We start from the raw sequence: 22,449 nt of genomic DNA, 5'->3' as shown, positions 1-22,449 counted from the left end.
CTTAGACTTTCAAAATCCCGCATCATTTCCGCTGATTCGAAGACTCGTACCCCGGAGTGGCGCGGCGATGAGCCGTATGTCGACGATCCTCATCGTCATTGCCATGGTGGTGACAGCGGTTTCACTCACCATCGTCATGAACGTCCAGTTCGGATTCTCCCTCGGCCAGGCGGTCGTGCTGGGGCTCGCCGTGCTGTTCGGCCTCGCGCTCCTCCACGTGCAGATGCAGCGCCGCCAGGACCGGGAATGGCTGGAGACCCGCATCCGGGAGATCTCCGCCGTCGCCGGCGACGTGAACAGCGAGGTGGACGCGGTCGCGTCCCGGCTCGCCCGCATGGAGAACGGTCTCGGCGACCGCATCCGCGAGGAGAGCGAACCGCTCGCCGCCGAGGTGGAGGTGATCGGCCGGCTGATGAAGCAGGTGGCCGACGCCCTCGCCGACGTGGAGACCCGCATGGAGCGGCGCTTCGACGAGGTCTCCGCCCGGGTCGACCAGCCGCGCCTCGCGCCGCCCCAGGCGACCGCCCAGGCCGTCCGCCTCGCCCGCGCCGAGACCCAGCAGGCCCAGCCGCCCCAGCAGGCCTTCCCGCCCCAGTGCGCGGCGGCCCGTCCCGCCGCCCCGCCGGACGCCGCCGCTCACGAGCCCTATTCCGCTCCGTTCGACCAGCCGGCCGGCGCCTACGAGGCGCCGCCGGTGATGCCGGCGGAACCGCTGGTGCCCCGCGTCGAGCCGGCGCGCACCCACGGCCTCGGCTCGCTCCTCGCCGGCCACGGCGCGCCCCAGGCCGCACCCGGCGCCGCAGAAGCCGGGGCCGCCCGCATGCCGAGCCCGTTCGAACGGGAGGTGGAGGCGCTCGTCCGCGGCGAGCGGATCGAGGTCCACCTGCAGCCGATCGTGACGCTGCCCCAGCGCAAGGTCCGCTACTACGAGGTGTTCACCCGCCTTCGGGCCAACGACGGCCGCCTCATCCCGGCCGGCGAGTTCCTGGCCGCCGCGGAGGCCCGGCGGGTCGTCTCCCGCCTCGACACCTTCCAGGTGATCCGGTCGTTCCAGATCCTGAAGCGGCTGACCCAGCGCAACCGCGACATCGGAATCTTCGTCAACCTGTCGGTCCAGTCGCTCATGGACCCGACCTTCTTCCGCGAGTTCCAGGCCTTCCTGGTGCAGAACCGCGCCATGGCGGATCTCGTCCAATTCGAGTTCACCGAGGCGGCCGTGCGCGACCTCGGCCCCCTGGAGATGGAGAGCCTCGCCGGCCTTGCCGACTACGGCTACCGCTTCTCCATCGACAACGTCGCCGACACCCGCCTCGATCTCGCCCGCCTGCACGAGATCGGCTTCCGCAGCCTCAAGGTCTCCGCCGACCGGCTCCTCGGCCGGGCGCCCTTCGTCGCCGGCGACATCCATCCGGCGGACCTTGCCGGCCACGTGGGCCGCGCCGGCTACACGCTGGTGGTGGACCGCATCGAGACCGAGGCGCAGGTGGTCGACCTTCTCGACTTCGACGTCCGGTTCGCCCAGGGCAACCTGTTCTCCGCTCCCCGGCAGGTGCGGCCGGAAATCCTCGGCCAGCCGGCCGGTCCGGTCGCCGGCCAGGGCGGCGCCCCGAAGACGGGCGCCAAGGCGGGCGGGCGCTGAGACGAGGCGCGGGCGGCCGCGCGCCGCCCGCCTCGCCGGGTCGGCTCAGCCTTCCGCCGGCCCCACGGTGATCACCGTCAGGGGCGAGCCGAGGATCCGCTTCGCCGCCCGCTTCACGTCCTCCAGCGTCACCGCCTCCACGAGCGCGTTGCGGTTGGTGAAGTAGTCGATCGGCAGGTTGTCGAGCTGCAGGCCCACGAGCTGCTGCGAGATCTTGCCCGAGCTGTCGAACCGGAGCGCGTAGTTGCCCGTCAGATAGGTCTTGGCGTCGGCCAGCTCCTTCTCGGTCGGCCCTTCCTCGGCCATGCGGCGGATCTCCTCCGTCATCAGCTCCACGGTCGCCGGCGCCTGGTCGGCGCGGGTGGAGGTGCCGGCGAGGAAGACGCCCGCCCGGTCGTAGGTCGCGATGGCGCTCCAGACCGAATAGGCGAGGCCCCGCTTCTCCCGAACCTCCTCGTAGAGCCGCGACGTGAAGCTGCCGCCGCCGAGGATGTGGTTCACCACATAGGCCGCCATGAAGTCCGGGTCGTCGCGCGTGACGCCCTGCGCGCCGAACCGGATGATCGTCTGCGGGTTGGCGAGCGTCGCGGTCAGCCGCTGGCCGGTCCGGGGCACCACGTCGGCCACGGGCGCCTGGGTCGCCGTGTCCGGCAGGCCGCCGAAGGTGCGGTCGAGCAGCGGCTTCAGCTCCTCCGCCGTGATGTCGCCGACCACGCCGATCACCAGGTTGTCCTTGGCGATATGGGCCTTGTGCCAGGCGAGGAGGTCGTCCCGGGTGATCGACGCCACGCTCTCCTCGGTCCCCTGCGGCGGCCGGCCATAGGGGTGGTCCGGGAAGGTCGCCTCGGCGAACAGCTTGGAGGCGATCGTCTCCGGGTCCGTCTGCTGGCTGCGGATCCGGGCCGTCACCTGCGTGCGGATGCGGTCGAGCGGCTCCTCGTCGAAGCGCGGCCGGGTGAGGGCGAGCGCCAGGAGGTCGAACGCCTCGTCCTTGCGGGTGGAGAGCGTGCCGAGCGACCCGGAGAAGCTGTCCCGGTCCGCGTCGAACCCGATCCGGACGGCGGTCTCCTCCAGGCGGCGCTGGAAGGCGGCGGAATCGAGGTCACCCGCTCCCTCGTCGAGAAGGCCCGACATCAGGTTGGCGAGCCCGCCCTTGCCGGCGGGATCCTGGGAGGCGCCGCCCCGGAAGGCGAAGCCCATGGCGACGAGCGGCACGGCGTCGTCGGAGACGAGCCAGGCCTTGATGCCGCCCGGGCTCACCACCTCGGTCACCGTGGTGGCGGCGGCCGGGGAGGGGAGGGCGGAGGCGACGAGAAGGAAGGCGCCCGCGACGGCGGTGCGGATCCGGGCGGAGCGGAAGGGAAACGGGATCATCGGCGATGCTGCCTCGACATGTCGGGACGGGGGACCGGGGCGCGCCTCAGGAGCGCTGCTCGGGGTCGGCCTGGCGCAGGTAGCCGGTCACGGACCGGCGCGGATCGAACACCTTGGCGGCCGCCTCGATGGCGGCCCGGTCCACGGCCCGGATGGCGGCCGGCCAGGTCTTCACCTCCTCCACCGTGCCGCCGGTCGCCAGCGTGGAGCCGAAGATCCGGGCGAGCGCCTGCTGGCTGTCCTGGGCGTAGATGGTGTCGGCCTCCAGCCGCGCCTTGGCCCGGGCGATCTCCTCGTCCGTCAGCCCCGTTGCGATCGCCCGCTCGAACGCGGCGACGAGCTCCGTCCGCATGGTCTCCAGCGAAACGCCGTCGCGCGGGGCGGCGTAGAGGGTGAACTGCGCCTGGTCGTGGAAGTCCGCCTGGTAGGCGACGCCGGCGGCCGTGGCGAGCTTCCTGTCGATCACCAGGTCGCGGAAGAGGAGGCTCGTCGACCCGCCGCCGACCGCCTCGGCCAGCACGTCCAGCGCCTCCGCCTCGCCGTCCTTGGCGATCCGGTAGGACGGGACGAGCCAGGTCACCTGCACGCTCTCCTGCTTCACCTTCGGGTCCGCGTGGCTCACCTCCCGCGGCGTCTCCAGCACCGGCGCGAACGGACGCGTCCGCGGCGGCGGCTCGGCGCGGCGCGGCACCTTGCCGTAGGTGTCCTCGGCCAGCCGGCGCACCTCGTCGGCCTCCACGTCGCCCGCCACCACCAGGATGGCGTTGTTGGGCGTGTAGTAGCGGTCGTAGAAGGCGATCGCGTCCTCCTTCTCCAGGCGGGAGATCTCGTCCGCGTAGCCGATGATCGGGATGCCGTAGGGATGCTGCAGGTAGAGCACCGCGTCGAGCGAGGACGCCAGGATCGCGCCGGGCTCGCTGTCGAGCCGCATGGAGCGCTCCTCCAGCACCACCTGCCGCTCCGGCCGGACGTTCTCGTCGCTGAGCACCAGGTTCTGCATCCGGTCGGCCTCGTAGGCCATCATCACCGGCAGCTTCTCCTTGGCGACCCGCTGGTAGTAGGCGGTGTAGTCGTAGCTCGTGAAGGCGTTCTCCTCGCCGCCGATCTCGGCGATCACCCGCGAGAACTCGCCTTCCGGATGGGTCCGGGTGCCCTTGAACATCAGGTGTTCCAGGAAGTGGGCGATGCCCGACTTGCCCGCCGGCTCGTCCGCCGAGCCCACCTTGTACCAGATCATGTGGGTGGCGACCGGCGCCCGGTGGTCCGGGATCACCACGACCTGCAACCCGTTGTCGAGGGTGAAGCTCGACACGTCGGCGCCGATCACCGGCGCCTCATGGTCGTCCGCCAGCGCCGGTCCCGGCGCCGACAGCGCGAGACCGATCCCGAAGGCGAGCGCCGCGAGCGGTCGCCACCGACGGTCCGGGCCGGGCACGGCCGGGAGAGCATGAGCAGTCGCCATCAGTATCCTCCTGTCGGCGCGGACGACCGGGCCGGATCCCCGCACGCCCGCGCTTTCCGCCCAGGTGATGGGCCGATGGTGGCGAAATATAGGGGCGCGCCCCGCTTCGGCGATTACAATTTCGTCATCGAGGGACGGCCGGCCGCGCCGGGACCCGGACGTCGCACGCGCCGATGCCCCGCGCAGGTCTCGGTTCCGTGCCCGCGGCACGCCCCGGTCGCCAAGACGCGCGATGGCGCACCACGCCCCGATCGTCATGGTCCGCATAGGCGAACCACCCGCGCATCCACCCCGCCGCAACGCGAAACGGCCCGCCACCGGGGCGGGCCGTCGCAGGACTTTCCAGGCTCGGGCGACGCTTACGACCCGGAGAACCAGTTGAAGATGCCCTTCTTCGGCCCGGTCGGCTCCGGCTCCGAGATCGGCGCGTTGGGGGCCGGCTGCAGGTAGGTCACCGGCGGCTCCACCAGGGCGCGCCGGCGCGGCGTGCCGGACTGGTCGTAGATGCCGTCGCTCGACAGCGACACCTGCGGGCCCTTCAGCTGGCTCGGCCGCAGGGGCTGGGCCGGGTCGCGCTCGCCGTCGTAGAACTGCGGGTCCACGGGACCGGTGCGCGGCGTCACGCGGGTAGCCAGGAGTTCCGACGGCGGGATCGCGGCGGATTCGCCCTCGCCGTTGCGCTCCGCGCGGGCGGCGGCGCGCCGGTCGGCCTCGCGCAGGCGGCGGGCGGTCTCCACCTCCGGGTCCACCGGCCAGTTGGCCGCGACCGCGTTGCGGTCCTCCGGCGGCGCCAGGGCGGCGGTCGACGGCGGCACCACCAGCGGCGCGCGCGGGCTGTAGTTGATCGGCATCTGGCGCGACGGCACGGCGCCGAGGCTCTCCATGATCGACCGGCCCATGGACGGGGTGGGCAGCTCCGTCTCCGGGTCGTCCTCCGCGACGGTGGTGCCCATGGCGGCGCAGGCGCCGAGGCTGAGGCCGAGGACGGCCACAGCGGCCAGACGCTTCGTCAAGTCGATCATCATCATGCGTTCCGTTCGCCCTCGACCGCCCGCCGGCCCTGTCCGGGCCGGGCGTGGATGTCCGTCGTCTTCCGCCCCGCGTGGTCCGCAGCCTGCGGGTCGCGCGCCGGTCGCGCGCCGCGCCGGGCGCACGCCCGTCGGCTAGCTGCCGTTTGCGGCGCCGCCATGATCGGGACGGAAGGAGTCATACAGGAGGCCGATCACCCCCGCAACGATCCAGGCGTCCGCCAGATTGAACACGTACCAGCTGAAATCGAAGGCGTGCATGTAGACGAAGTCCACCACCGCCCCGTAGGCCACCCGGTCGATCAGGTTGCCGATCGCCCCGCCGACGATCAGCCCCAGGGCCACCGCCGTGAAGGTCCGGTCCGCCCGCCTCAGCCAGACCGAGAGGGCGATCACCGCCGCCACCGTGAAGCCGACGAGCAGCCAGCGGCCGATGACGCTCTCCTGCTGGAAGAGCCCGTAGGAGATGCCCCGGTTCCACACGAGCACGAAGTCCAGGAATGGCGTGACCGCGATCTCGCCCCCGTCCGGCAGGTCCGTACCATGGAGGATCCAGAGCTTGGACGCCTGGTCGAGCAGAAGCCCGACCAGGGCCACGGCGAAACCCGTCCGGGCCGCCCGCGCGGTCGCGTCCGTCACCACCGTGTCGCTCATTCGGCCGCCGCCCGCGCCCGGTCGAACTCGCGCATCGCCTCGGCGTCGCGCGGCGTCAGGTCCGGATAGTCCGGGTCCGAGCCCACCTCCGGCAGCACCTTCCACGAGCGGGCGCACTTGCGGCCCTCCGCCTTGGCCGGCACCACCGCCACGTCGGCCACGTCGTCGAGCCGGAACGCCCCGTCCGGCGCCGGCGCGTCCGTCACCACGATCTGCGACGTGATCGAGATCTCGGCGAGGTCGAGCCCGGCGAGGGCGGCCATCAGGGCGGGGTCGGTGATGTGCACCACCGGCGCGGCTTCCAGCGACGAGCCGATCCGCTTGGCCGCGCGCTCCACCTCCAGGGCACCGGTCACCACCCGGCGCACCCGGCGCACCCTGGCCCACTTCTCCGCCAGCGCCTCGTCGGCCCAGGCCGCCGGGATGTCGGGGAAGAGCTCCAGGTGGACCGAGGCCGTCTCGGACGGATGCCGGTCCAGCCAGGCTTCCTCCATGGTGAAGGGCATCATGGGGGCGAGCCACTTCACGAGGCTGTCGAACAGCCGGTGCACCACGTAGAGCGAGGCCTTGCGGCGCACGCTCGAGGCCGGGTCGCAGTAGAGCGCGTCCTTGCGGACGTCGAAGTAGAAGGCCGACAGCTCCACCGTCATGAAGTGCATCAGCTGGGCGTGGATGCGCTTGAAGTCGAAGTCGAGATAAGCCTGCCGCACCAGCCGGTCCAGCTCGGTCAGCCGGTGCAGCATCAGCCGCTCCAGCTCCGGCATGTCGGCGAGCGCCGGCTCGGTCCCGTCGAAGTGGGCGAGCGTGCCCAGCATCCAGCGGATGGTGTTGCGGATCTTCCGATAGGCGTCCGTGTTGGTGTCCAGGATCTTCTTGCCGATCCTGAGGTCGTCCGAATAGTCGGTCGACACCACCCAGAGCCGCAGGATGTCCGCGCCCGACTTCTCGATCACCTCCTGCGGGGTGGTCGTGTTGCCGAGCGACTTGGACATCTTCCGCCCTTCCTCGTCCAGCACGAAGCCGTGGGTCAGCACGGCGTCGTAGGGCGCGCGCCCGCGCGTCCCGCAGCTTTCCAGGAGCGAGGAGTGGAACCAGCCGCGATGCTGGTCCGAGCCTTCCAGGTAGAGGTCCGCCGGCCACTTCAGGTCCGGCCGCTGCTCCAGGCAGAAGGCGTGGGTGGATCCGCTGTCGAACCACACGTCCAGGATGTCGCGCACCTGTTCCCACGCGGCGACGTCGTCCACGAAGCCGGCGAGGAAGCGCTCCTTGGCGCCGTCGGCGAACCAGGCGTCCGCGCCCTCCGCCTCGAAGGCGGCCTTCAGGCGGGCCACATAGTCGTCGTTCCGGTCGAAGTCCGGCCCGGGGATCAGCGCGCCCGTCTCGGTGTTGCGGAACACCGCGATCGGCACGCCCCAGGCGCGCTGGCGGCTCATCACCCAGTCCGGCCGGTTCTCGATCATGGAGCGCAGGCGGTTCTGCCCCGCCGCCGGCACGAAGCGCGTCACGTCGATCGCCTTCAGCGACCGGTCGCGCAGGGTGTCGCCCTCGCCGGCGATGTCCCGGTCCATGTGGATGAACCACTGGGGCGTGTTGCGGAAGATCACCGGCTTCTTGGACCGCCACGAGTGCGGATACTGGTGCTTCAGCCGGCCGCGCGCCACCATGGCGCCGGCGCCCGCCAGCGCCTCGATGACCGCCTGGTTGGCGTCGCCCTTCTCGCCCTTGTCGGTGATCACACGCCGCCCGGTGAGGCCGGGGGCGTCCTTGGTGAAGAAGCCGTCGTCGTCGACCGTGAACGGGATGGACGTGTCGATCGCCCGGGCGGCGAGGTTGCGCGCCTCGTCCATCCAGATCTCGAAGTCCTCGCGGCCGTGCCCCGGCGCCGTGTGGACGAAGCCGGTGCCGGCGTCGTCCGTCACGTGCTCGCCGTCCAGCATCGGCACGTCGAACGTGTAACCGCCCTCGAGCCCGCGCAGCGGATGGGCGCATACGATGGAGCGCAGGTGCTCGGCGGTCACGTCCTGCCGGCGCTCGAAGGCGGTCACCTTCGCGGCCTTCATGACGCCCTCGGCGAGCGCGTCGGCCAGGATGTAGACGTCGCCCGTCTTCGCCCAGTTGCCCTCCGGCGCCTCCGTCACCGCGTAGAGCCCGTAGGCGATCTTGTGGCTGTAGCTGATCGCCCGGTTCCCCGGGATCGTCCAGGGCGTGGTGGTCCAGATCACCACGCTGGCGTCCATGAGCGAGCCGGCCCAGGCGAAGCGCGCCTTCTCGGCGGGCGTCGCGTCGTCATAGAGCTTCGGCACGCCGCGGACCTTGGTGACCGGGAAGCGCACGAAGATCGTGTCCGACTGGTAGTCCTGGTACTCCACCTCCGCCTCGGCGAGGGCGGTCTTCTCCACCACCGACCACATCACGGGCTTGGACCCGCGATAGAGCTGGCCGGTCACGGCGAACTTCAAGAGTTCCGCCGCGATCACCGCCTCGGAGGCGAATGCCATGGTGGTGTAGGGGTTCTTGAAGTCGCCCTCGACGCCGAGCCGGCGGAACTCGGCCGCCTGCACGCCGATCCAGTGCTCGGCATACTCCCGGCACTCGCGGCGGAAGTCGTTGATGGGGATCTCGTCCTTCGGGGCGTTGGTGCCCTTGGCGCGATACTGCTCCTCCACCTTCCACTCGATCGGCAGGCCGTGGCAATCCCAGCCGGGCACGTAGTTGGCGTCCTTGCCCATCATCTGCATGGACCGGGTGATCACGTCCTTCAGGATCTTGTTGAGGGCGTGGCCGATGTGGAGGTTGCCGTTGGCATAGGGAGGGCCGTCGTGCAGCACGAACTTTTCGCGGCCCTTCGCGGTCTCGCGCAGGCGCCGGTAGAGGTCGAGCCCGTCCCACCGGGCGATCAGCTGCGGCTCCTTCTGCGGCAGGCCCGCGCGCATCGGGAAGTCGGTCTTCGGCAGGAAGAGGGTGTCGGCGTAGTCGCGGCCTTCGGCAGCGGGGCGGTCGGTCATGGCTGGTCTTCTCTTGGAGAAACGCCTGGGGCGCATAGCGCCCGAATGGGAGAAAGCCTGGGGCGCCGTAGCGCCCGAACGGGAGAAACGTCTTGGGCGCATGGCGCCCGAACTCGGACGAGGCCTGAGGCGCCGTGGCGCCCGAACGGGCGACCCGCGGTCCGCGGGCGCCGGCCGGTTCGAACCCGGACCCCGCGGGCCGGCCGGTCAGGCCGCACGCGTCGGGGCCGGGCGGATAATTCGCCCGGGCGCGGAAATCACGATCTGGATCGGCCGTCCTGTCCACATGACGCGGAGTTCTACCGGGATTGCGAGCCAAAATAAAGGCGCGGCGCGCGCGCGGCCGCTCAGCCCGTCATCCTCTCCGTCAGGAGCACCCGGTCCAGCGGGGTCAGCGGCGTCAGGGCCGAAAGCGCCGCCCGCGCCTCCGCGCTGTCCTGGTCCATCTGGGCGACGAGCGCGGCCACGCTGTCGAAGCGCATCTCCGGCCGCAGGTAGCTCACCGGCGTCACCACCACGGTCTTGCCGTAGAGGTCGCCCGCGAAGTCGAACACGTGGGTCTCGAACACCGCGGCGCCGTTGTCGAACGTCGGCCGCCGGCCGAAACTCGCCACGCCCGGGCGCGCCACCCCGTCGATCTCGATCATCACCGCGTAGATGCCGTGGGCGAATTTCGCCGTCGCGGGCAGGCGCACGTTGGCGGTCGGATAGCCGATCGTCCGGCCGCGCTTGTCCCCGTGCACCACCTCCGCCTCGAAGAACCAGCGGTAGCCCAGAAGCCCCGCGGCGTCGGCGATGCGCCCCGCCTCCAGTTCCTCCCGGATCCGGCTCGACGAGATCACCTTGCCGCCCTCGTCCTGGAACGGCTCCACGACGGTCACGCCGAACCCGTTCTTCAGGCCCGATTCGGCGAGAAGCGTCGGCGAGCCGGAGCGGCCGGCGCCGAAGTGGAAGTTCCAGCCCACCGCCACGCTGCGGGCGCGCGCGCCGTCCACCACCACCCGGCGCACGAAGGCGTCCGCCGGCGTGGACGCGAACACCCGGTCGAAGGCGATCGTCACCAGTCCGTCGAGCCCCAGGGCCTCGGCGATTCGCGCCTTGGCGAACGGGCTCGTCAGGCGGAACACCGGCTGGTCGGGGCGGAACACGTCGCGCGGGTGCGGCTCGAAGGTCAGCACCAGCGCCGGCCGTCCGTCCGCCTCGGCGGCGGCGCGCACCCGGTCGAGAACGGCCTGGTGGCCGCGGTGCATGCCGTCGAAGTTCCCGATCGCCAGGTGGGCGTCGGTGAAGGACGAATCGAGCTCGGCGAAGGACGTGGCGCGAAAGGATCGGGCGGGGCCTGTCATCTTACCCTTGGATGCTCGAAGGCATGGCCGGACCGTGCATGGTGAGGCCAGTCAGGTCAAGCGCCGAGGGTCGACCTGATCCCGAGCCATGCGTCCGCCGCAGACCTCAGCCCGGCAAAAGCGCGCCCGCCGGCAGGTCCGACCGTCGCGGCACCATGACGATCGCCTCGCCCTCCAACACCAGCGTGGCGTCCACCCGCGCCTCGCAGGTCAGCCTGCAGCGCCCGCCCTTCTCGATCAGCTCGGCCACTTCCACCGCCACCTCGATCACGTCGCCGATGCGCACGGGCGCCTTGAACTTCAGCGTCTGCGACAGGTAGACGGCGCCCGGGCCGGGCAGGCGCATGCCGAGGATGGCCGAGATCAGGCTCGCCGTGTAGAGGCCGTGGGCGATGCGCCCGCCGAACCGGGTCTGGGCGGCGAAATGCTCCGACAGGTGGATCGGATTGTGGTCGCCGGAGATCTGGGCGAAGCCGATCACATCCGAATCCATGACTGTTTTCAGATAGGTCTCCCGCATGCCGACCTTGAGATCTTCGAAGCAATAGGCGGTGATCTCGTGGAATGCCATGCGCAAGGTTCCCGTGCTCAAATTCTTCGTGGCTGGCGCCTGAGAAGAAAGCCGAGGTCCTTGTGCGGGACAACAGGCCTTTCGTCCATGTGACACGGTGACGGAGCATGGCGTCGAACCGCAGATCGCTTCTCGATCGTGAAGAATGGCGATTAACTCACTTTTCAGGTCCGTCCGCTAAGGTCGTTTCTAGCGCGGGGAGGCCCCATGCGGCTGGTCGCCCCCGCTGAAATGACAACCGTCTCAAGAGGCTTGGTCGCGTCTCAGAGCGACAGGGCGTTTTTGGAGTAGACGATGGCTCTGGACACTTCGATCCCGGTACTCGTGGTCGACGATTACAAGACCATGATCCGCATCATCCGCAACCTCCTGAAGCAGCTCGGCTTCGAGGATGTGGACGAGGCCGCCGACGGCACCGAGGCGCTCGGCAAGATGCGCGAACGCAAGTACGGTCTTGTGATCTCCGACTGGAACATGGAGCCGATGACCGGCTACGAGCTCTTGAAGCAGGTGCGCGCCGACACCGGCCTTGCCAAGACGCCCTTCATCATGGTCACGGCCGAATCCAAGACGGAAAACGTGATCGCCGCCAAGAAGGCGGGCGTCAACAACTACATCGTGAAGCCGTTCAACGCGCAGACGCTGAAGGGCAAGATCGAGGCCGTGTTCGGCGATTGAAGCACCGTCTTCAAGGCGGACGGTGCGTCGGCCGCATTGCCCGTCCGAGACGAGAGGGCGACAGCAACCGGTCGGCGCGGCCGACCGGCGCATCGAAAGCATACCCGCATGCAATCATTTGATACCCAGCACGTCGGCAAGGTCATCGACTTCCTGCGCAACGGCCGCAAGGCCGACGACGTGTCGCTCGAAGACGTGATGGGCTTGGCGGAACTGATGGCTCAGTCCCTCCAGTCCTATTTCAAGACCTTCGACGTGGCCATCTACCGGGAGCTCGGCGCCATGGCCGAGGAGATCTCGGCGATGAAGCGCGAGCTGTCCGAACTCCAGCTCGCGGACATGCGCCACCAGCGCATTCCGGAGGCCGGGCTCGAACTCGACGCCATCGTGGAGGCGACCGAGGCCGCCACCAACACCATCATGACCGCCGCCGAGGCGATCATGTCGGCGGTCCCGGCCGACGCGGACGGCTACCAGCAGACCGTGAACGACCGGATCGTCGAGATCTTCGAGGCCTGCTCCTTCCAGGACATCACCGGCCAGCGCATCTCCAAGGTGGTCCGCACCCTCGGCCATCTGGAAAGCCGCATCACCACGCTGGTGGAGCGCCTCAAGATCATGCAGATCACCGACGCGCCCCGCGAGGAGACGCCGGAGGAGCGCCGCCAGCGCGAACTCATCCTCCACGGCCCCCAACTCTCCGGCGAAGGCGTCACCCAGACCGACATCGACGCCTACTTCTGACCGCGGCGACGCTAGGCCGGCCACGACGCTCGGCCGGCCACGAAGCTCGGCCGGCCACGAAGCTCGGCCGGCCACGAAGCTCGGCCGACCGCGACGCTCGCCGGCCGCGGCGCTCGGCCAGCCATGACGCTCCCCCACTACCCGCGCCCTCCACCGTCATGGTCCGCGCAGGCGGACCACCCATGCCTTGTCCCGGCCGGAGCGGTTCCAACGCGTGGGTGGTCCGGATGAACCGGACCATGACGGCTAGCGGTTTCGTGCGCCCGATGTAGACGCGCGTTCCAGGCCAGATCTGCTCCACGGCAAGTTGCTTCGGGCGCTCGCCGGCCACGACGCTCGGCCAGCCATGACGCTCCCCCACCACCCGCGCCCTCCACCGTCATGGTCCGCGCAGGCGGACCACCCATGCCTTGTCCCGTCCGGAGCGGTTCCCATGCGTGGGTGGTCCGGATGAACCGGACCATGACGGCTAGCGGTTTCACGCGCCCAATGGAGAAGCGCGTTCCAGGACAGTTGGTCCGGACGAACCGGACCCGCCCATCCCGGGTCGCCGCCCGGCGGTCTCACCAGACGAGGCGCGGCACCGCGGCGGTCACGGCCACGCCTTCGATCGCGAGCCGCTTGGCCACCAGCGCCGGGTCCGGCTGGTCCGCGGGGCCGAAGTCGGCCGCGTGGATGCCGGCGGTCACCATCAGCACGCCGATGCCCTGGCCATAGGCGCCCTTCACGTCCGTCGGCAGGGCGTCCCCGATGGCGAGGATGCGCTCCTTCGGGAGCGGCCGCCCGGACAGGCGGATCAGCGTGCCGATCGCGACGTCGTAGACGGGCGCGTGCGGCTTGCCGACGATGATTACCTTGCCGCCCATCTCAGCGTAGAGCTGGGCGATGGCGCCGGCGCAATAGATCAGCCGGTCGCCGCGCTCCACCACGATGTCCGGGTTGGCGCAGTAGAAGGGCAGCCCGCGGGCGAGGATGCGGGAAAGCGACGCGCGATAGTCCTCCGGCGTCTCCGTGTCGTCGTCGAAGAGGCCGGTGCAGACCACGATCTCCGCGTCCGCCTCCGGCACCAGCGCGAGGTCGAGGCCGGCGAACAGCGGCAGGTCCCGGTCCGGGCCCAGGTGATAGGCCCGCCGGGCGTCGCCCTCCGCCAGCAGCGTCCGGCACACGTCGCCGGAGGTGACGATGGCGTCATAGGCGTCGCGCGGGATCGAGAACCGGTCGAGGATGACCTCGATCTCCGCCGCCGGCCGGGGCGCGTTGGTGAGGAGAACCACCCGGTTCCCGGTCTCCTGCCGATAGCGCCGCAGCGCTTCGCCGGCGGCCGTGTAGCCGATCACGCCGTTGTGGAGCACGCCCCACACGTCGCAGATGATCCCGTCGAAGCGGGGGGCGAGGGCCGACAGGCCGGGGACGAAGGGGACGGTTTGCATGGCACGACGCAGTAGACACGGACCATGACCAGGTCAAGACAGGACCGGGTCGGGACGGGATCTCTCGAGCGCTTTCCGACCTGACGGAATCGTCGGATAGACAGGAGATCGCTCCGGATCGGAATCCCGGAGCAGTCTCCCGGCGACCGGGTCGTTCGACCTGGTCGGAGAAGGTTCGAGCTCGCGGAACGCCGACGGGGTTTCGCTCCGCCGCCGAATCCGCGATGGTCTGTCCCTGTTCCCTCGTGGCCCGATCCCCATGCCTGTCCGTCAGTTGTCCGAGACCACCGTCAACCGCATCGCCGCCGGCGAGGTGGTCGAGCGCCCGGCGAGCGTCGTCAAGGAACTGGTGGAGAACGCCATCGACGCCGGCGCATCCCGGGTCGAGGTGGTCACCGCCGGCGGCGGCAAGACGCTCGTGCGCGTCACCGACGACGGCGCCGGCATGACCCGCGACGACCTCACCCTCGCCGTGGAACGCCACTGCACCTCCAAGCTCCAGGAGGACGACCTTCTCGACATCCGCACCCTCGGCTTCCGGGGCGAGGCGCTGCCGTCCATCGGCTCGGTCGCCGAACTCGCCATCGAGACCCGGCACGAGAGCGAGGCTCACGGCTGGTCGCTCACCGTCTCCGGCGGCGAGAAGTCCGAGCCCCGCCCGGTGGGCCTCACCAGGGGCACGCGGATCGAGGTCCGCAACCTCTTCTTCGCCACCCCGGCGCGGCTGAAGTTCCTGAAGACCGACCGGGCGGAGGCGGGCGCCGTCACCGAGATCGTCAAGCGCCTGGCGCTCGCCCATCCGGCCGTCCGCTTCCAGCTGTCCGGGTCCGACCGGTCCTCCCTGGACCTGCCCGCCGTGCGCGAGGGCGAGACCGAGGCGCGCATCGCCCAGGTGATGGGCGACGAGTTTGTCGGCAACGCCGTCCCGATCGTGGCCGACCGGGAGGGCGTGCGCCTCACCGGCCTCGCCGGGCTCGGCACCTATCAGAAGGCCAACGCGCTCTCGCAGTTCCTCTTCGTCAACGGCCGGCCGGTGCGCGATAAGCTCCTCATGGGGGCGATCCGCGCGGGCTACGCCGACGTGATGGCGCGCGACCGCTTCCCGGCCGTCGCCCTCTACGTGGACCTTGACCCGCACGAGGTGGACGTCAACGTCCATCCCACCAAGGCGGACGTGCGGTTCCGCGATCCCGGCCTCGTGCGCGGCCTCGTGGTCGGCGCGCTCCGCCACGCCCTCGCCGCCGCGGGCGCCCGCGCCGCCTCCACCCATGGCGCCGCGACGCTCCAGACCCTGGCGCTCTCGGCCGGCGCGAACGCGCCCCTGCGCCGCTCGTCCGGCGGCGGCTCGTCGTCCTACGGCGCGCGCCCCATGGCGTTCGACTGGCGCACGGCGCCGCTCCGCCCGCTCGACGACGTGCTGCCCGGCGGCTTCGAGGTGCCCGCCCAGCCGCCCTACGCGCCGCCCGCCGCGGAGACGGCGCCGGTCCAGTCGTCCTTCGACGCCGTCCGCGAAAGCGTCGGCGCCGACGCCCGCGCCGGCCTGGCCGAGCCCGCCCCGGAGGCGGTCGCCCGGCCGCTCGGGGCCGCGCGGGCCCAGATCCACGAGACATACATCGTCGCCCAGACCGCCGACGGCCTCGTCATCGTGGACCAGCATGCCGCCCACGAGCGCCTCGTCTACGAGCGCCTCAAGGCCCAGCTCGCCGGCCGCGTGACGACGCAGATGCTCCTCATCCCGGACATCGTCGACATGCCCGAGGAGGACGCCGACCGGCTCCTCGCCCGCGCCGGCGAGCTCGCCGAGCTCGGCCTCGTGGTGGAAGGGTTCGGCCCCGGGGCCGTCGCGGTGCGCGAGGTGCCGGCCCTTCTCGGCACCGTGGACGCCTCCGCCCTCGTCCGCGACATCGCCGACGAGATCGCCGAGTGGGATCAGGCGACGCGCCTGAAGGAGCGTCTCGACCACGTGGCCGCCACCATGGCCTGCCACGGCTCCGTCCGCGCCGGCCGGCGCTTGCGCCCGGAGGAGATGGACGCGCTCCTGCGCGAGATGGAGGCCACCCCCGCCGCCGGCCAGTGCAACCACGGCCGCCCCGCCTTCGTGGAGCTGAAGCTCGCCGACATCGAGCGCCTGTTCGGCCGCCGCTGAGCGGGGGAGGGCGCGCCCGTCCCCGAGCACCCGCCCTCGAACGCCCGTCCCCGACGACGCCCGACCGCCTCAGGTGGTCGGCTCGAGCAGCCGGTGCAGGTGGACGATGAAGTAGCGCACCTGCGCCTGGTCGACGGTGGCCTGGGCCTTCTCCTTCCAGGCGGCGTAGGCGCTCGCGTAGTCGGGGAAGATGCCGACGATGTCGAGGGCGGAGAGGTTGGAGAACTCCACGCCGTCGAGCGAGGTCAGCTCGCCGCCGAACACCAGATGAAGAAGCTGCTTCTGTCCCGTCATCGCCCCGTTCACTCCTGTACCGATCGGCCCCGTCATGGGCGGGGCCGTCATCCTTGCCGCCCCCGTGGGGAGCTGTTCTCTTCCGGCGCCGACCCCGGCGTGCCGTCGCTTCGCCCGACCGATCCGGCGGCCCGCGGCCGGAAGCGCCGCGATCATGGCCCGTGCGGGTGCCAGCCCGCCGCGCCGGTTTCATGTCTCCCGCCCGGATCAGGCCCTGCCGTCGTCCGCCGCCTTGTCCCGGATCAGGCCGGCCGCCTCCTCGGCGAGGAGCGGATGCCCCGCGGCCAGGATGCCGTGGCGAGGGGTCGGCCGGTTATAGGTGATCGGGCCGCCGCCCATATCGAGCAAAATGCCGCCGGCCTCCCTCAGCACCAGATCGGCCGCCGCGATGTCCCAGTCGTGCGCCTGCGCCTTGGCGAGCGCGAGGTCCAGCCGGCCGTCGGCCACCATGGCGATGCGCAGCGCCAGCGAGGCCACGTAGCCGCCGTCCTTCATGGGGCCGAGCTGATGGCGCAGGCGCGTCAGGAGCGCCGCCGGGCCGGCCACCTTGGCGCGGTGCAGGCCCACGTGGCGCTCCAGCGCCAGCGGCCGGCCGTCGAGCCAGGCGCCGCCGTCGCGGGTGGCCGTGAAGATGCGGCCGCGGGTCGGCTGGATCAGCACGGCGGTGTCCGGCTGGCCCTCCTCCACCACCGCGAGCGAGATGGTCCACTCGTCCGATCCGGCGAGGAAGCCGCGCGTGCCGTCGATCGGGTCGACCACGAACACCCGCCGGCATTCGAGCCGCGCCGGGTCGTCCTCCGTCTCCTCCGACAGCCAGCCGTAGTCCGGGCGCGAGGCGCGAAGCGTCGCCTTCAGGTAGCTGTCCACCGCATAGTCCGCCTCGCTCACCGGCGAGGCGTTCTCCTTGTGCCAGACCTGCGGGTCCTGGCGGAAGAAGGTGAGGGCCAGATCGGCCGCCGCCTCGGCGGCCTCGGTCAGGAGGGCAAGGTCGGCGGCCCGGGCCGCCGCGTCAGCGTCCGGCAATGGTGAGGCCCTCGATCGCAAGGGTGGGGGCGACGAACGAGCCGCGGTATTCGATGTCGTTGGCCGGCACGATGCGCATGAACATCTCGTGGAGATTGCCCGCCACGGTGATCTCCGCCACCGGATAGGCGAGCTCGCCGTTCTCGATCCAGAAGCCGGCGGCGCCGCGCGAATAGTCGCCGGTGACGAGGTTGGAGCCGTGGCCGATGAAGTCGGTCACGTAGAGGCCCTCGCCGATGCCGCGGATCAGTTCCTCCGGCGACATCTCGCCCGGATGGAGAAGCACGTTGGTGGCGCTCGCGCCCGGCGAGCCGAGGCCGCGGGCGGCGCGGCCGTTGGACGCGAGGCCGAGCTCGCGGGCGGACGCGCTGTCGAGGATCCAGGTCTGCAGGACGCCGTCGGTGACGAGGTCCATGGGCTCGGCCGCGAGGCCCTCGCCGTCGAACGGGCGCGAGCCCGGGCCGCGGCGGCGGGTCGGATCGTCGGTGATGCGGATGCCGGCCGGCATGATGCGCTGGCCGAGCTTGTCCTTCAGGAACGACGTCTTCCGCGCGATGGCGCCGCCGTTGATGCCGCCCGTCAGGGCGCCGAGGATGCCGGTGGAGACCCGCGGGTCGTAGACCACCGTGGCGGTGCGGGTGTCGATCTTGCGCGGATCGAGGCGCTTCACCGCCCGCTCGCCCGCGACGCGGCCGACCTCCTCGGGCGACTTCAGGTCCTCCAGGTGGATCTTGCCGGAGGCCTCCCAGTCGCGCTCCATGCCGGTGCCCTCGCCGGCGATGACCGAGACGCTGTGGCCGTGGCCGGAGGTCTCGTAGGACCCGGAGAAGCCGTGGGACGTCACGAGCGCGACACCGGCCCGGCTCCAGTAGGCGTTCGCGCCGCCGGAGTTGGTGACGCCGGCGACCGCGCGGGCGGCGTCCTCGGTGGCGACGGCGCGCTCGACCAGCGCCTCCGTGGCGGGCAGCGAGCGGTCGAGGAGATCGAGATCCGGGAAGGCATGGATCAGCCGGTCCGCATCCGCCAAGCCCGCATAGGCGTCCGGCGGGGCGACGCGCGCCATCGCGACCGCCCGCTCGGCGAGTTCGGCCACGTCCGCCCCCATGGTGGCCGAGATGGTGGCGTTCTGCCTGCCGACGAACACCCTGAGGCCGAAGTCCTCGTTCTCGGAATGCTCCACCTTCTCGGTCTTGCCGAGCCGCACGGACACCACCTGGTTGACCGACCGGATCGCCACCGCGTCGGCGGCATCGGCGCCCGCCCGGCGGGCGGCCTCCACCAGACGCTGCGCCTGGGCCTGCAGCGCAGAGAGGTCCACGAGATCGGTCATCGGAGGGTTCCTGTCAGACGGCGTTGGTTGTTTACGGCCTCGCGCCGACCCCGGCAAGGGTCCGCTGCGGTGCGGAAGACGGGAGAGCCGCGGACGGGCGGCCCCGTTTTGCGATGTGGGACGCGAAAGGCCGTTTGGGAAGGGCCGGCCGTGACCCGGACGTTAACGGCGCGTCCCCGCAAGGGGCGGTTCACGCCTCGCTAACCCTTTCTGCCTGCAAGGAAATGTCAAGCACGTCGGTTAAGCCGAAGGGGGGTGGGGCCGGCCTAGGGTGGTGATCGACAACGGACGGGCCGGCTGCGACGCCGGTCCGTTCCCGGATCAGGTTTCTGACGAACAAGGCCGCGACCCTCATGACAGCTCTCAGCCCGGTTTGGATCGGACGCACCCTCAGGATCGACCCGCAGGCCCTGCCTGCCCGGTTCAAGGTGCCGACCGAAGCCGGCGCGTCGTCGCTCCAGGACGCGTCCGTCTATCTGGACGACCGCGGCGTGGTGGTGAAGCGCAGCCTGTCCGGCCTGCCGCTGACGCTCAGCCTTCCGCTGGAGGCCTACGAGGGCGTCGCCGTCCGGGTGGTGCCGGAGGGGGCGCTCGGCGTGACGGCGAGCGTGGAGCTGATGCACCGCGACCCGGCGCTCTCCCTGCCGCTTCTCGTCACTCGCGACATGGAGGCCGCCGCCGAGGACTGGCAGGCCTGGGCGAAGGCCCTGAAGATGCCGATGCTGGTGGTCGGCCTCGACGGGCTGGCGACGGCGGTCGCCACCGCGGACGCCATCCCGATGGACCGGCCGCTGCCGCGCCGGCGCATCAACCAGTTCCGCAACCGGCGGCCACGCTTCCTCGTCCGCCGCAAGACCGGCGCCAAGGGGCCGCTGCCGGTCCTGCGCGGCCTCCGCGAGATCATCGCGCCCGAGTGAAAGCCGGCGAGATCGTCGCGCCCGATTGAAAGCCGGCGGGTTCGTCGCGCCGGAGTGATCCGCAAAGCGACATCCGCCGCCGCTCAGAGCGACCGGATGGCGGCGTCGGCCACGAGGCCGACGAAGAGCAGGAGCCCGGCCTCCCGGTTGCTCTTGAAGAGCATGAGGCAGCGGTCGCCGTCGGCCATGTCGAAGCGGGCGACCTGCCAGGCGAGATGCGCCCCGAAGGCGGCCGCGCCCGCATAGGCGAACACGCCCGATCCCGCCGTCGCCAGCGCCATCAGCACCAGGAGAACCGTCGCCCCGTAGAGGCCGGTGAGCCACGCCGGCGTCGCCGCCCCGAAGCTGCGCGCCGTGGAGCCGAGGCCGATGAGGGCGTCGTCCTCCCGGTCCTGGTGGGCATAGATGGTGTCGTAGCCGACCGTCCAGATCACCGCCGCCCCGTAGAGCAGCAGCGCCGGCGCCGCGAGGCCGCCGAACGTGACCGACCAGCCCATGAGCGCCCCCCACGAGAAGGCGAGCCCCAGCACGATCTGCGGGTAGCCGGTGACGCGCTTCATGAACGGATAGACGGCGACCACCGCGAGCGACCCCATCCCGAGCAGGATGGAGTAGAGGTTGAACTGCACGAGCACCAGGAAGCCGATCAGCGACAGGAGGATCATGAAGGCCGTCGCCTGCTTGGCGCTCACCCGGCCGGCCGGAATCGGCCGGGCGCGGGTGCGGGCGACCTTGGCGTCGATGTCCCGGTCCACGATGTCGTTGTAGGTGCACCCCGCGCCGCGCATCACCACCGCGCCCACGAAGAACAGGACGCCGTGCCAGACGTTCGGCACCGGCTCCCCCGCCGCCCCCGTGGCGAGCGCCAGCGACCACCAGCACGGCCACAGCAGCAGCCACCAGCCGATCGGCCGGTCGAGCCGCGCCAGCTGGGCATAGGGCCGGAACCAGGCCGGCGCGATGGTCTCCACCCAATTGCCGCGTCGGGCGTCCGGAATGGCGAGGTCGGGGCGTTCGGTCATGGGGAGGATGTAGCCGGTTCGGGCGCTGGAGGCGAGGGGGGCTGATCCGGCCGGGCCGTCCGGCCCGAACTCCGTCCCCGCGCCGATCGCCGGAGCGACCATGGAGCGCGACCGGACGCCGATCGCCGGAGCGACCATGGAGCGCGACCGCACGTCGACGGCCGGAGCGACCGTGGAACGCGCAACGTCCCCCATTTGCACCGGCCCCGGTTCCCCCCACGCGTCATGGTCGGCGCAGGCCGACCACCCACGCATTCCAGCGCACGGGCGAACACGTCAGCGGTTCCCGTTCCCGCGCCGAGCGCCGGAGCAACCGCCGCGCGCGCGACGTCCCCCACCACACCCGCCCGTCCCCCTTGGCGGACGGGCCGGGGCGTGGTAGGCGCGCGGCTCTGGAATTGGGGTGGAAGGGTCCTGGCGATGCACGTGCTCCTGATCGGCTCCGGCGGCCGCGAACATGCGATCGCGGCCAAGCTGAAGGCCTCGCCGCTCCTCACCCGGCTCACCGCGGCGCCCGGCAACGCCGGCATCGGGTCGCTGGCCGAGATCGCGGCCCTCGATCCGGCCGACCACCCGGCGGTGATCGACTTCTGCCGGCGCGAGGCCGTCGACCTCGTCTTCATCGGGCCGGAGGCGCCGCTCGTCGCCGGCCTCGTCGACGACCTCAAGGCCGCCGGCGTCAAGGCGTTCGGGCCGTCCCGGGCGGCGGCGCAGCTGGAAGGCTCCAAGGGCTACACGAAGGACCTCTGCCGCGAGGCCTTCATCCCGACGGCCGCCTACGGCCGCTTCACCGAAGCCTCCGCCGCGCGCGCCTATGTGATCGAGCACGGCGCGCCGATCGTCGTGAAGGCGGACGGGCTCGCCGCCGGCAAGGGCGTGGTCGTCGCCGAGACCGTCGAGGAGGCGCTCGCCGCCGTCGACGCCTGCTTCACGGGCGCGTTCGGGGCCGCGGGCGCCGAAGTGGTCGTGGAGGAGATGCTGGTCGGCGAGGAGGCGAGCTTCTTCGCCGTCGCGGACGGCGAGACCGTGAAGCCGCTCACCGCCGCCCAGGACCACAAGCGCGTGGGCGACGGCGACACCGGCCCGAACACCGGCGGCATGGGAGCCTATTCGCCCGCCCCGATCGTGGACGCCGCCATGGCCGAGCGCATCATGGCCGAGATCGTGCGCCCCACGGTGGCCGCCATGGCCCGGCGCGGCACGCCCTTCACCGGCATCCTGTTCGCCGGCCTGATGATCACCGCCGAAGGACCGAAACTGATCGAGTACAACACGCGCTTCGGCGATCCGGAGACGGAGGTCATGCTGCCGCGCATGACCACCGACCTCCTGGAACTCGCCCTCGCGGCCACCGAGGGGCGGCTGAAGGACGTGGCGGTCGGCTTCTCCGACGAGACCGCCCTGACCGTGGTGATGGCCGCGAAGGGCTATCCGGGAGCCTATGCCAAGGGCTCGACCATCGAGGGCATCGCGGACGCGGAGGCGCTGGGCGCCACGGTCTACCACGCCGGCACGGCGATGAGGGACGGCCGCGTCGTGGCGAACGGCGGCCGCGTGCTGGCCGTCACCGCCACCGGCGCCGACGTCGCCGAGGCGCAGGCGAAGGCCTACGCGGCGGTGGACCGGATCCGCTGGCCGGACGGCTTCTGCCGCCGCGACATCGGCTGGCGGGCGGTGACGCGGGGATAACGGAAGGCCGGTTCGGGGGGGGGGGTAGAGCGACGCCCTGGGGAACAGCCAGCGCGCAAGCCTGAGTCCAGGCGCCCACGACAAGAGTCCTGTCGCC

18 protein-coding genes are annotated in these 22,449 nt (G+C 71.2%); 6 read left to right on the top strand and 12 right to left on the bottom strand.

Annotated elements, in window-relative coordinates; genetic code table 11:
- Window positions 1-67: 67 nt before the first annotated feature.
- Window positions 68-1,639 (top strand): EAL domain-containing protein, encoded by a 1,572-nt coding sequence (locus HND91_RS07580; protein WP_181705942.1) that lies wholly within the window; start codon window positions 68-70, stop codon window positions 1,637-1,639.
- Between the two features lie 45 nt (window positions 1,640-1,684).
- Here HND91_RS07580 and HND91_RS07575 read toward each other — a convergent pair whose 3' ends face one another.
- From HND91_RS07575 to HND91_RS07545, 7 genes are all read right to left on the bottom strand, one after another.
- Window positions 1,685-3,013, bottom strand: a complete 1,329-nt coding sequence (locus HND91_RS07575; protein ID WP_181705941.1) for a M16 family metallopeptidase — start codon at window positions 3,011-3,013, stop codon at window positions 1,685-1,687.
- A gap of 46 nt (window positions 3,014-3,059) precedes the next feature.
- Window positions 3,060-4,475, bottom strand: coding sequence for a M16 family metallopeptidase (locus tag HND91_RS07570; RefSeq protein WP_181705940.1), 1,416 nt, complete (start codon window positions 4,473-4,475; stop codon window positions 3,060-3,062).
- Between the two features lie 359 nt (window positions 4,476-4,834).
- Entirely contained in the window at window positions 4,835-5,497 is a 663-nt protein-coding gene (locus tag HND91_RS07565) for a hypothetical protein (protein ID WP_181705939.1), read from the bottom strand.
- A gap of 141 nt (window positions 5,498-5,638) precedes the next feature.
- The gene (gene lspA, locus HND91_RS07560) at window positions 5,639-6,157 is read right to left on the bottom strand and encodes a signal peptidase II (protein WP_181705938.1); all 519 of its coding nucleotides are present in this window, start codon (window positions 6,155-6,157) and stop codon (window positions 5,639-5,641) included.
- A complete protein-coding gene (gene ileS / locus HND91_RS07555) occupies window positions 6,154-9,162 on the bottom strand; it encodes an isoleucine--tRNA ligase (protein ID WP_181705937.1) in 3,009 nt (1,002 codons plus the stop codon). Before ileS ends, lspA begins: the two co-directional genes overlap by 4 nt.
- Before the next feature lie 347 nt (window positions 9,163-9,509).
- The gene (locus HND91_RS07550) at window positions 9,510-10,508 is read right to left on the bottom strand and encodes a bifunctional riboflavin kinase/FAD synthetase (RefSeq protein WP_181705936.1); all 999 of its coding nucleotides are present in this window, start codon (window positions 10,506-10,508) and stop codon (window positions 9,510-9,512) included.
- 106 nt (window positions 10,509-10,614) lie between these two features.
- A complete protein-coding gene (locus tag HND91_RS07545; protein WP_181705935.1) occupies window positions 10,615-11,079 on the bottom strand; it encodes a MaoC family dehydratase in 465 nt (154 codons plus the stop codon).
- A 294-nt stretch (window positions 11,080-11,373) separates the two neighbouring features.
- Between HND91_RS07545 and HND91_RS07540 the strand changes: the two genes are divergently transcribed.
- Window positions 11,374-11,757: a response regulator gene (locus tag HND91_RS07540; protein ID WP_181705934.1), complete on the top strand. Its 384-nt coding sequence runs from the start codon at window positions 11,374-11,376 to the stop codon at window positions 11,755-11,757.
- Window positions 11,758-11,865: 108 nt separating this feature from the next.
- Window positions 11,866-12,501, top strand: a complete 636-nt coding sequence (locus tag HND91_RS07535; protein WP_181705933.1) for a protein phosphatase CheZ — start codon at window positions 11,866-11,868, stop codon at window positions 12,499-12,501.
- A 563-nt stretch (window positions 12,502-13,064) separates the two neighbouring features.
- Here HND91_RS07535 and HND91_RS07530 read toward each other — a convergent pair.
- Window positions 13,065-13,931 carry a TIGR01459 family HAD-type hydrolase gene (locus HND91_RS07530; RefSeq protein ID WP_181705932.1) on the bottom strand — a complete coding sequence of 289 codons (867 nt, stop codon included), beginning with the start codon at window positions 13,929-13,931 and terminating at the stop codon, window positions 13,065-13,067.
- 259 nt (window positions 13,932-14,190) lie between these two features.
- On the opposite strand from HND91_RS07530, the gene mutL reads away from it, so the two are divergent.
- The gene (gene mutL / locus HND91_RS07525; protein ID WP_181705931.1) at window positions 14,191-16,077 is read left to right on the top strand and encodes a DNA mismatch repair endonuclease MutL; all 1,887 of its coding nucleotides are present in this window, start codon (window positions 14,191-14,193) and stop codon (window positions 16,075-16,077) included.
- A 69-nt stretch (window positions 16,078-16,146) separates the two neighbouring features.
- On the opposite strand, the gene HND91_RS07520 is transcribed toward mutL, so the two are convergent.
- The 3 genes from HND91_RS07520 to HND91_RS07510 all read right to left on the bottom strand — a co-directional run bounded on the left by HND91_RS07520 (window position 16,147) and on the right by HND91_RS07510 (window position 18,724).
- Complete coding sequence (locus HND91_RS07520) at window positions 16,147-16,371, bottom strand: DUF4170 domain-containing protein (RefSeq protein ID WP_181705930.1); 225 nt, start codon at window positions 16,369-16,371, stop codon at window positions 16,147-16,149.
- Window positions 16,372-16,578: 207 nt separating this feature from the next.
- Entirely contained in the window at window positions 16,579-17,394 is an 816-nt protein-coding gene (locus HND91_RS07515; RefSeq protein WP_181705929.1) for a 3'(2'),5'-bisphosphate nucleotidase CysQ, read from the bottom strand.
- Complete coding sequence (locus HND91_RS07510; protein WP_181705928.1) at window positions 17,381-18,724, bottom strand: TldD/PmbA family protein; 1,344 nt, start codon at window positions 18,722-18,724, stop codon at window positions 17,381-17,383. Before HND91_RS07510 ends, HND91_RS07515 begins: the two co-directional genes overlap by 14 nt.
- A 353-nt stretch (window positions 18,725-19,077) precedes the next feature.
- On the opposite strand from HND91_RS07510, the gene HND91_RS07505 reads away from it, so the two are divergent.
- Window positions 19,078-19,641, top strand: a complete 564-nt coding sequence (locus tag HND91_RS07505; protein ID WP_181705927.1) for a DUF6101 family protein — start codon at window positions 19,078-19,080, stop codon at window positions 19,639-19,641.
- 83 nt (window positions 19,642-19,724) lie between these two features.
- Here the strand turns inward: HND91_RS07505 and ubiA are convergent, their stop codons facing one another.
- Entirely contained in the window at window positions 19,725-20,663 is a 939-nt protein-coding gene (gene ubiA / locus HND91_RS07500; protein WP_181706079.1) for a 4-hydroxybenzoate octaprenyltransferase, read from the bottom strand.
- Between the two features lie 420 nt (window positions 20,664-21,083).
- On the opposite strand from ubiA, the gene purD reads away from it, so the two are divergent.
- The gene (purD, locus tag HND91_RS07495) at window positions 21,084-22,352 is read left to right on the top strand and encodes a phosphoribosylamine--glycine ligase (RefSeq protein ID WP_181705926.1); all 1,269 of its coding nucleotides are present in this window, start codon (window positions 21,084-21,086) and stop codon (window positions 22,350-22,352) included.
- Window positions 22,353-22,449: the final 97 nt, after the last annotated feature.

It is taken from the genome of Chthonobacter rhizosphaerae, assembly GCF_013839525.1.
GTDB classification, from domain to species: Bacteria; Pseudomonadota; Alphaproteobacteria; order Rhizobiales; family Pleomorphomonadaceae; genus Chthonobacter; species Chthonobacter rhizosphaerae.
This window is presented reverse-complemented; position numbering and strand designations above follow the sequence as displayed.

Excerpts from the sequence above, each read along its gene's own strand:
- HND91_RS07580 (WP_181705942.1), top strand. The coding sequence starts at position 68 with ATGAGCCGTATGTCGACGATCCTCATCGTCATTGCCATGGTGGTGACA.
- HND91_RS07575 (WP_181705941.1), bottom strand. The coding sequence starts at position 3,013 with ATGATCCCGTTTCCCTTCCGCTCCGCCCGGATCCGCACCGCCGTCGCG.
- HND91_RS07570 (WP_181705940.1), bottom strand. The coding sequence starts at position 4,475 with ATGGCGACTGCTCATGCTCTCCCGGCCGTGCCCGGCCCGGACCGTCGG.
- HND91_RS07565 (WP_181705939.1), bottom strand. The coding sequence starts at position 5,497 with ATGATCGACTTGACGAAGCGTCTGGCCGCTGTGGCCGTCCTCGGCCTC.
- lspA (WP_181705938.1), bottom strand. The coding sequence starts at position 6,157 with ATGAGCGACACGGTGGTGACGGACGCGACCGCGCGGGCGGCCCGGACG.
- ileS (WP_181705937.1), bottom strand. The coding sequence starts at position 9,162 with ATGACCGACCGCCCCGCTGCCGAAGGCCGCGACTACGCCGACACCCTC.
- HND91_RS07550 (WP_181705936.1), bottom strand. The coding sequence starts at position 10,508 with ATGACAGGCCCCGCCCGATCCTTTCGCGCCACGTCCTTCGCCGAGCTC.
- HND91_RS07545 (WP_181705935.1), bottom strand. The coding sequence starts at position 11,079 with ATGGCATTCCACGAGATCACCGCCTATTGCTTCGAAGATCTCAAGGTC.
- HND91_RS07540 (WP_181705934.1), top strand. The coding sequence starts at position 11,374 with ATGGCTCTGGACACTTCGATCCCGGTACTCGTGGTCGACGATTACAAG.
- HND91_RS07535 (WP_181705933.1), top strand. The coding sequence starts at position 11,866 with ATGCAATCATTTGATACCCAGCACGTCGGCAAGGTCATCGACTTCCTG.
- HND91_RS07530 (WP_181705932.1), bottom strand. The coding sequence starts at position 13,931 with ATGCAAACCGTCCCCTTCGTCCCCGGCCTGTCGGCCCTCGCCCCCCGC.
- mutL (WP_181705931.1), top strand. The coding sequence starts at position 14,191 with ATGCCTGTCCGTCAGTTGTCCGAGACCACCGTCAACCGCATCGCCGCC.
- HND91_RS07520 (WP_181705930.1), bottom strand. The coding sequence starts at position 16,371 with ATGACGGGACAGAAGCAGCTTCTTCATCTGGTGTTCGGCGGCGAGCTG.
- HND91_RS07510 (WP_181705928.1), bottom strand. The coding sequence starts at position 18,724 with ATGACCGATCTCGTGGACCTCTCTGCGCTGCAGGCCCAGGCGCAGCGT.
- HND91_RS07505 (WP_181705927.1), top strand. The coding sequence starts at position 19,078 with ATGACAGCTCTCAGCCCGGTTTGGATCGGACGCACCCTCAGGATCGAC.
- ubiA (WP_181706079.1), bottom strand. The coding sequence starts at position 20,663 with ATGACCGAACGCCCCGACCTCGCCATTCCGGACGCCCGACGCGGCAAT.
- purD (WP_181705926.1), top strand. The coding sequence starts at position 21,084 with ATGCACGTGCTCCTGATCGGCTCCGGCGGCCGCGAACATGCGATCGCG.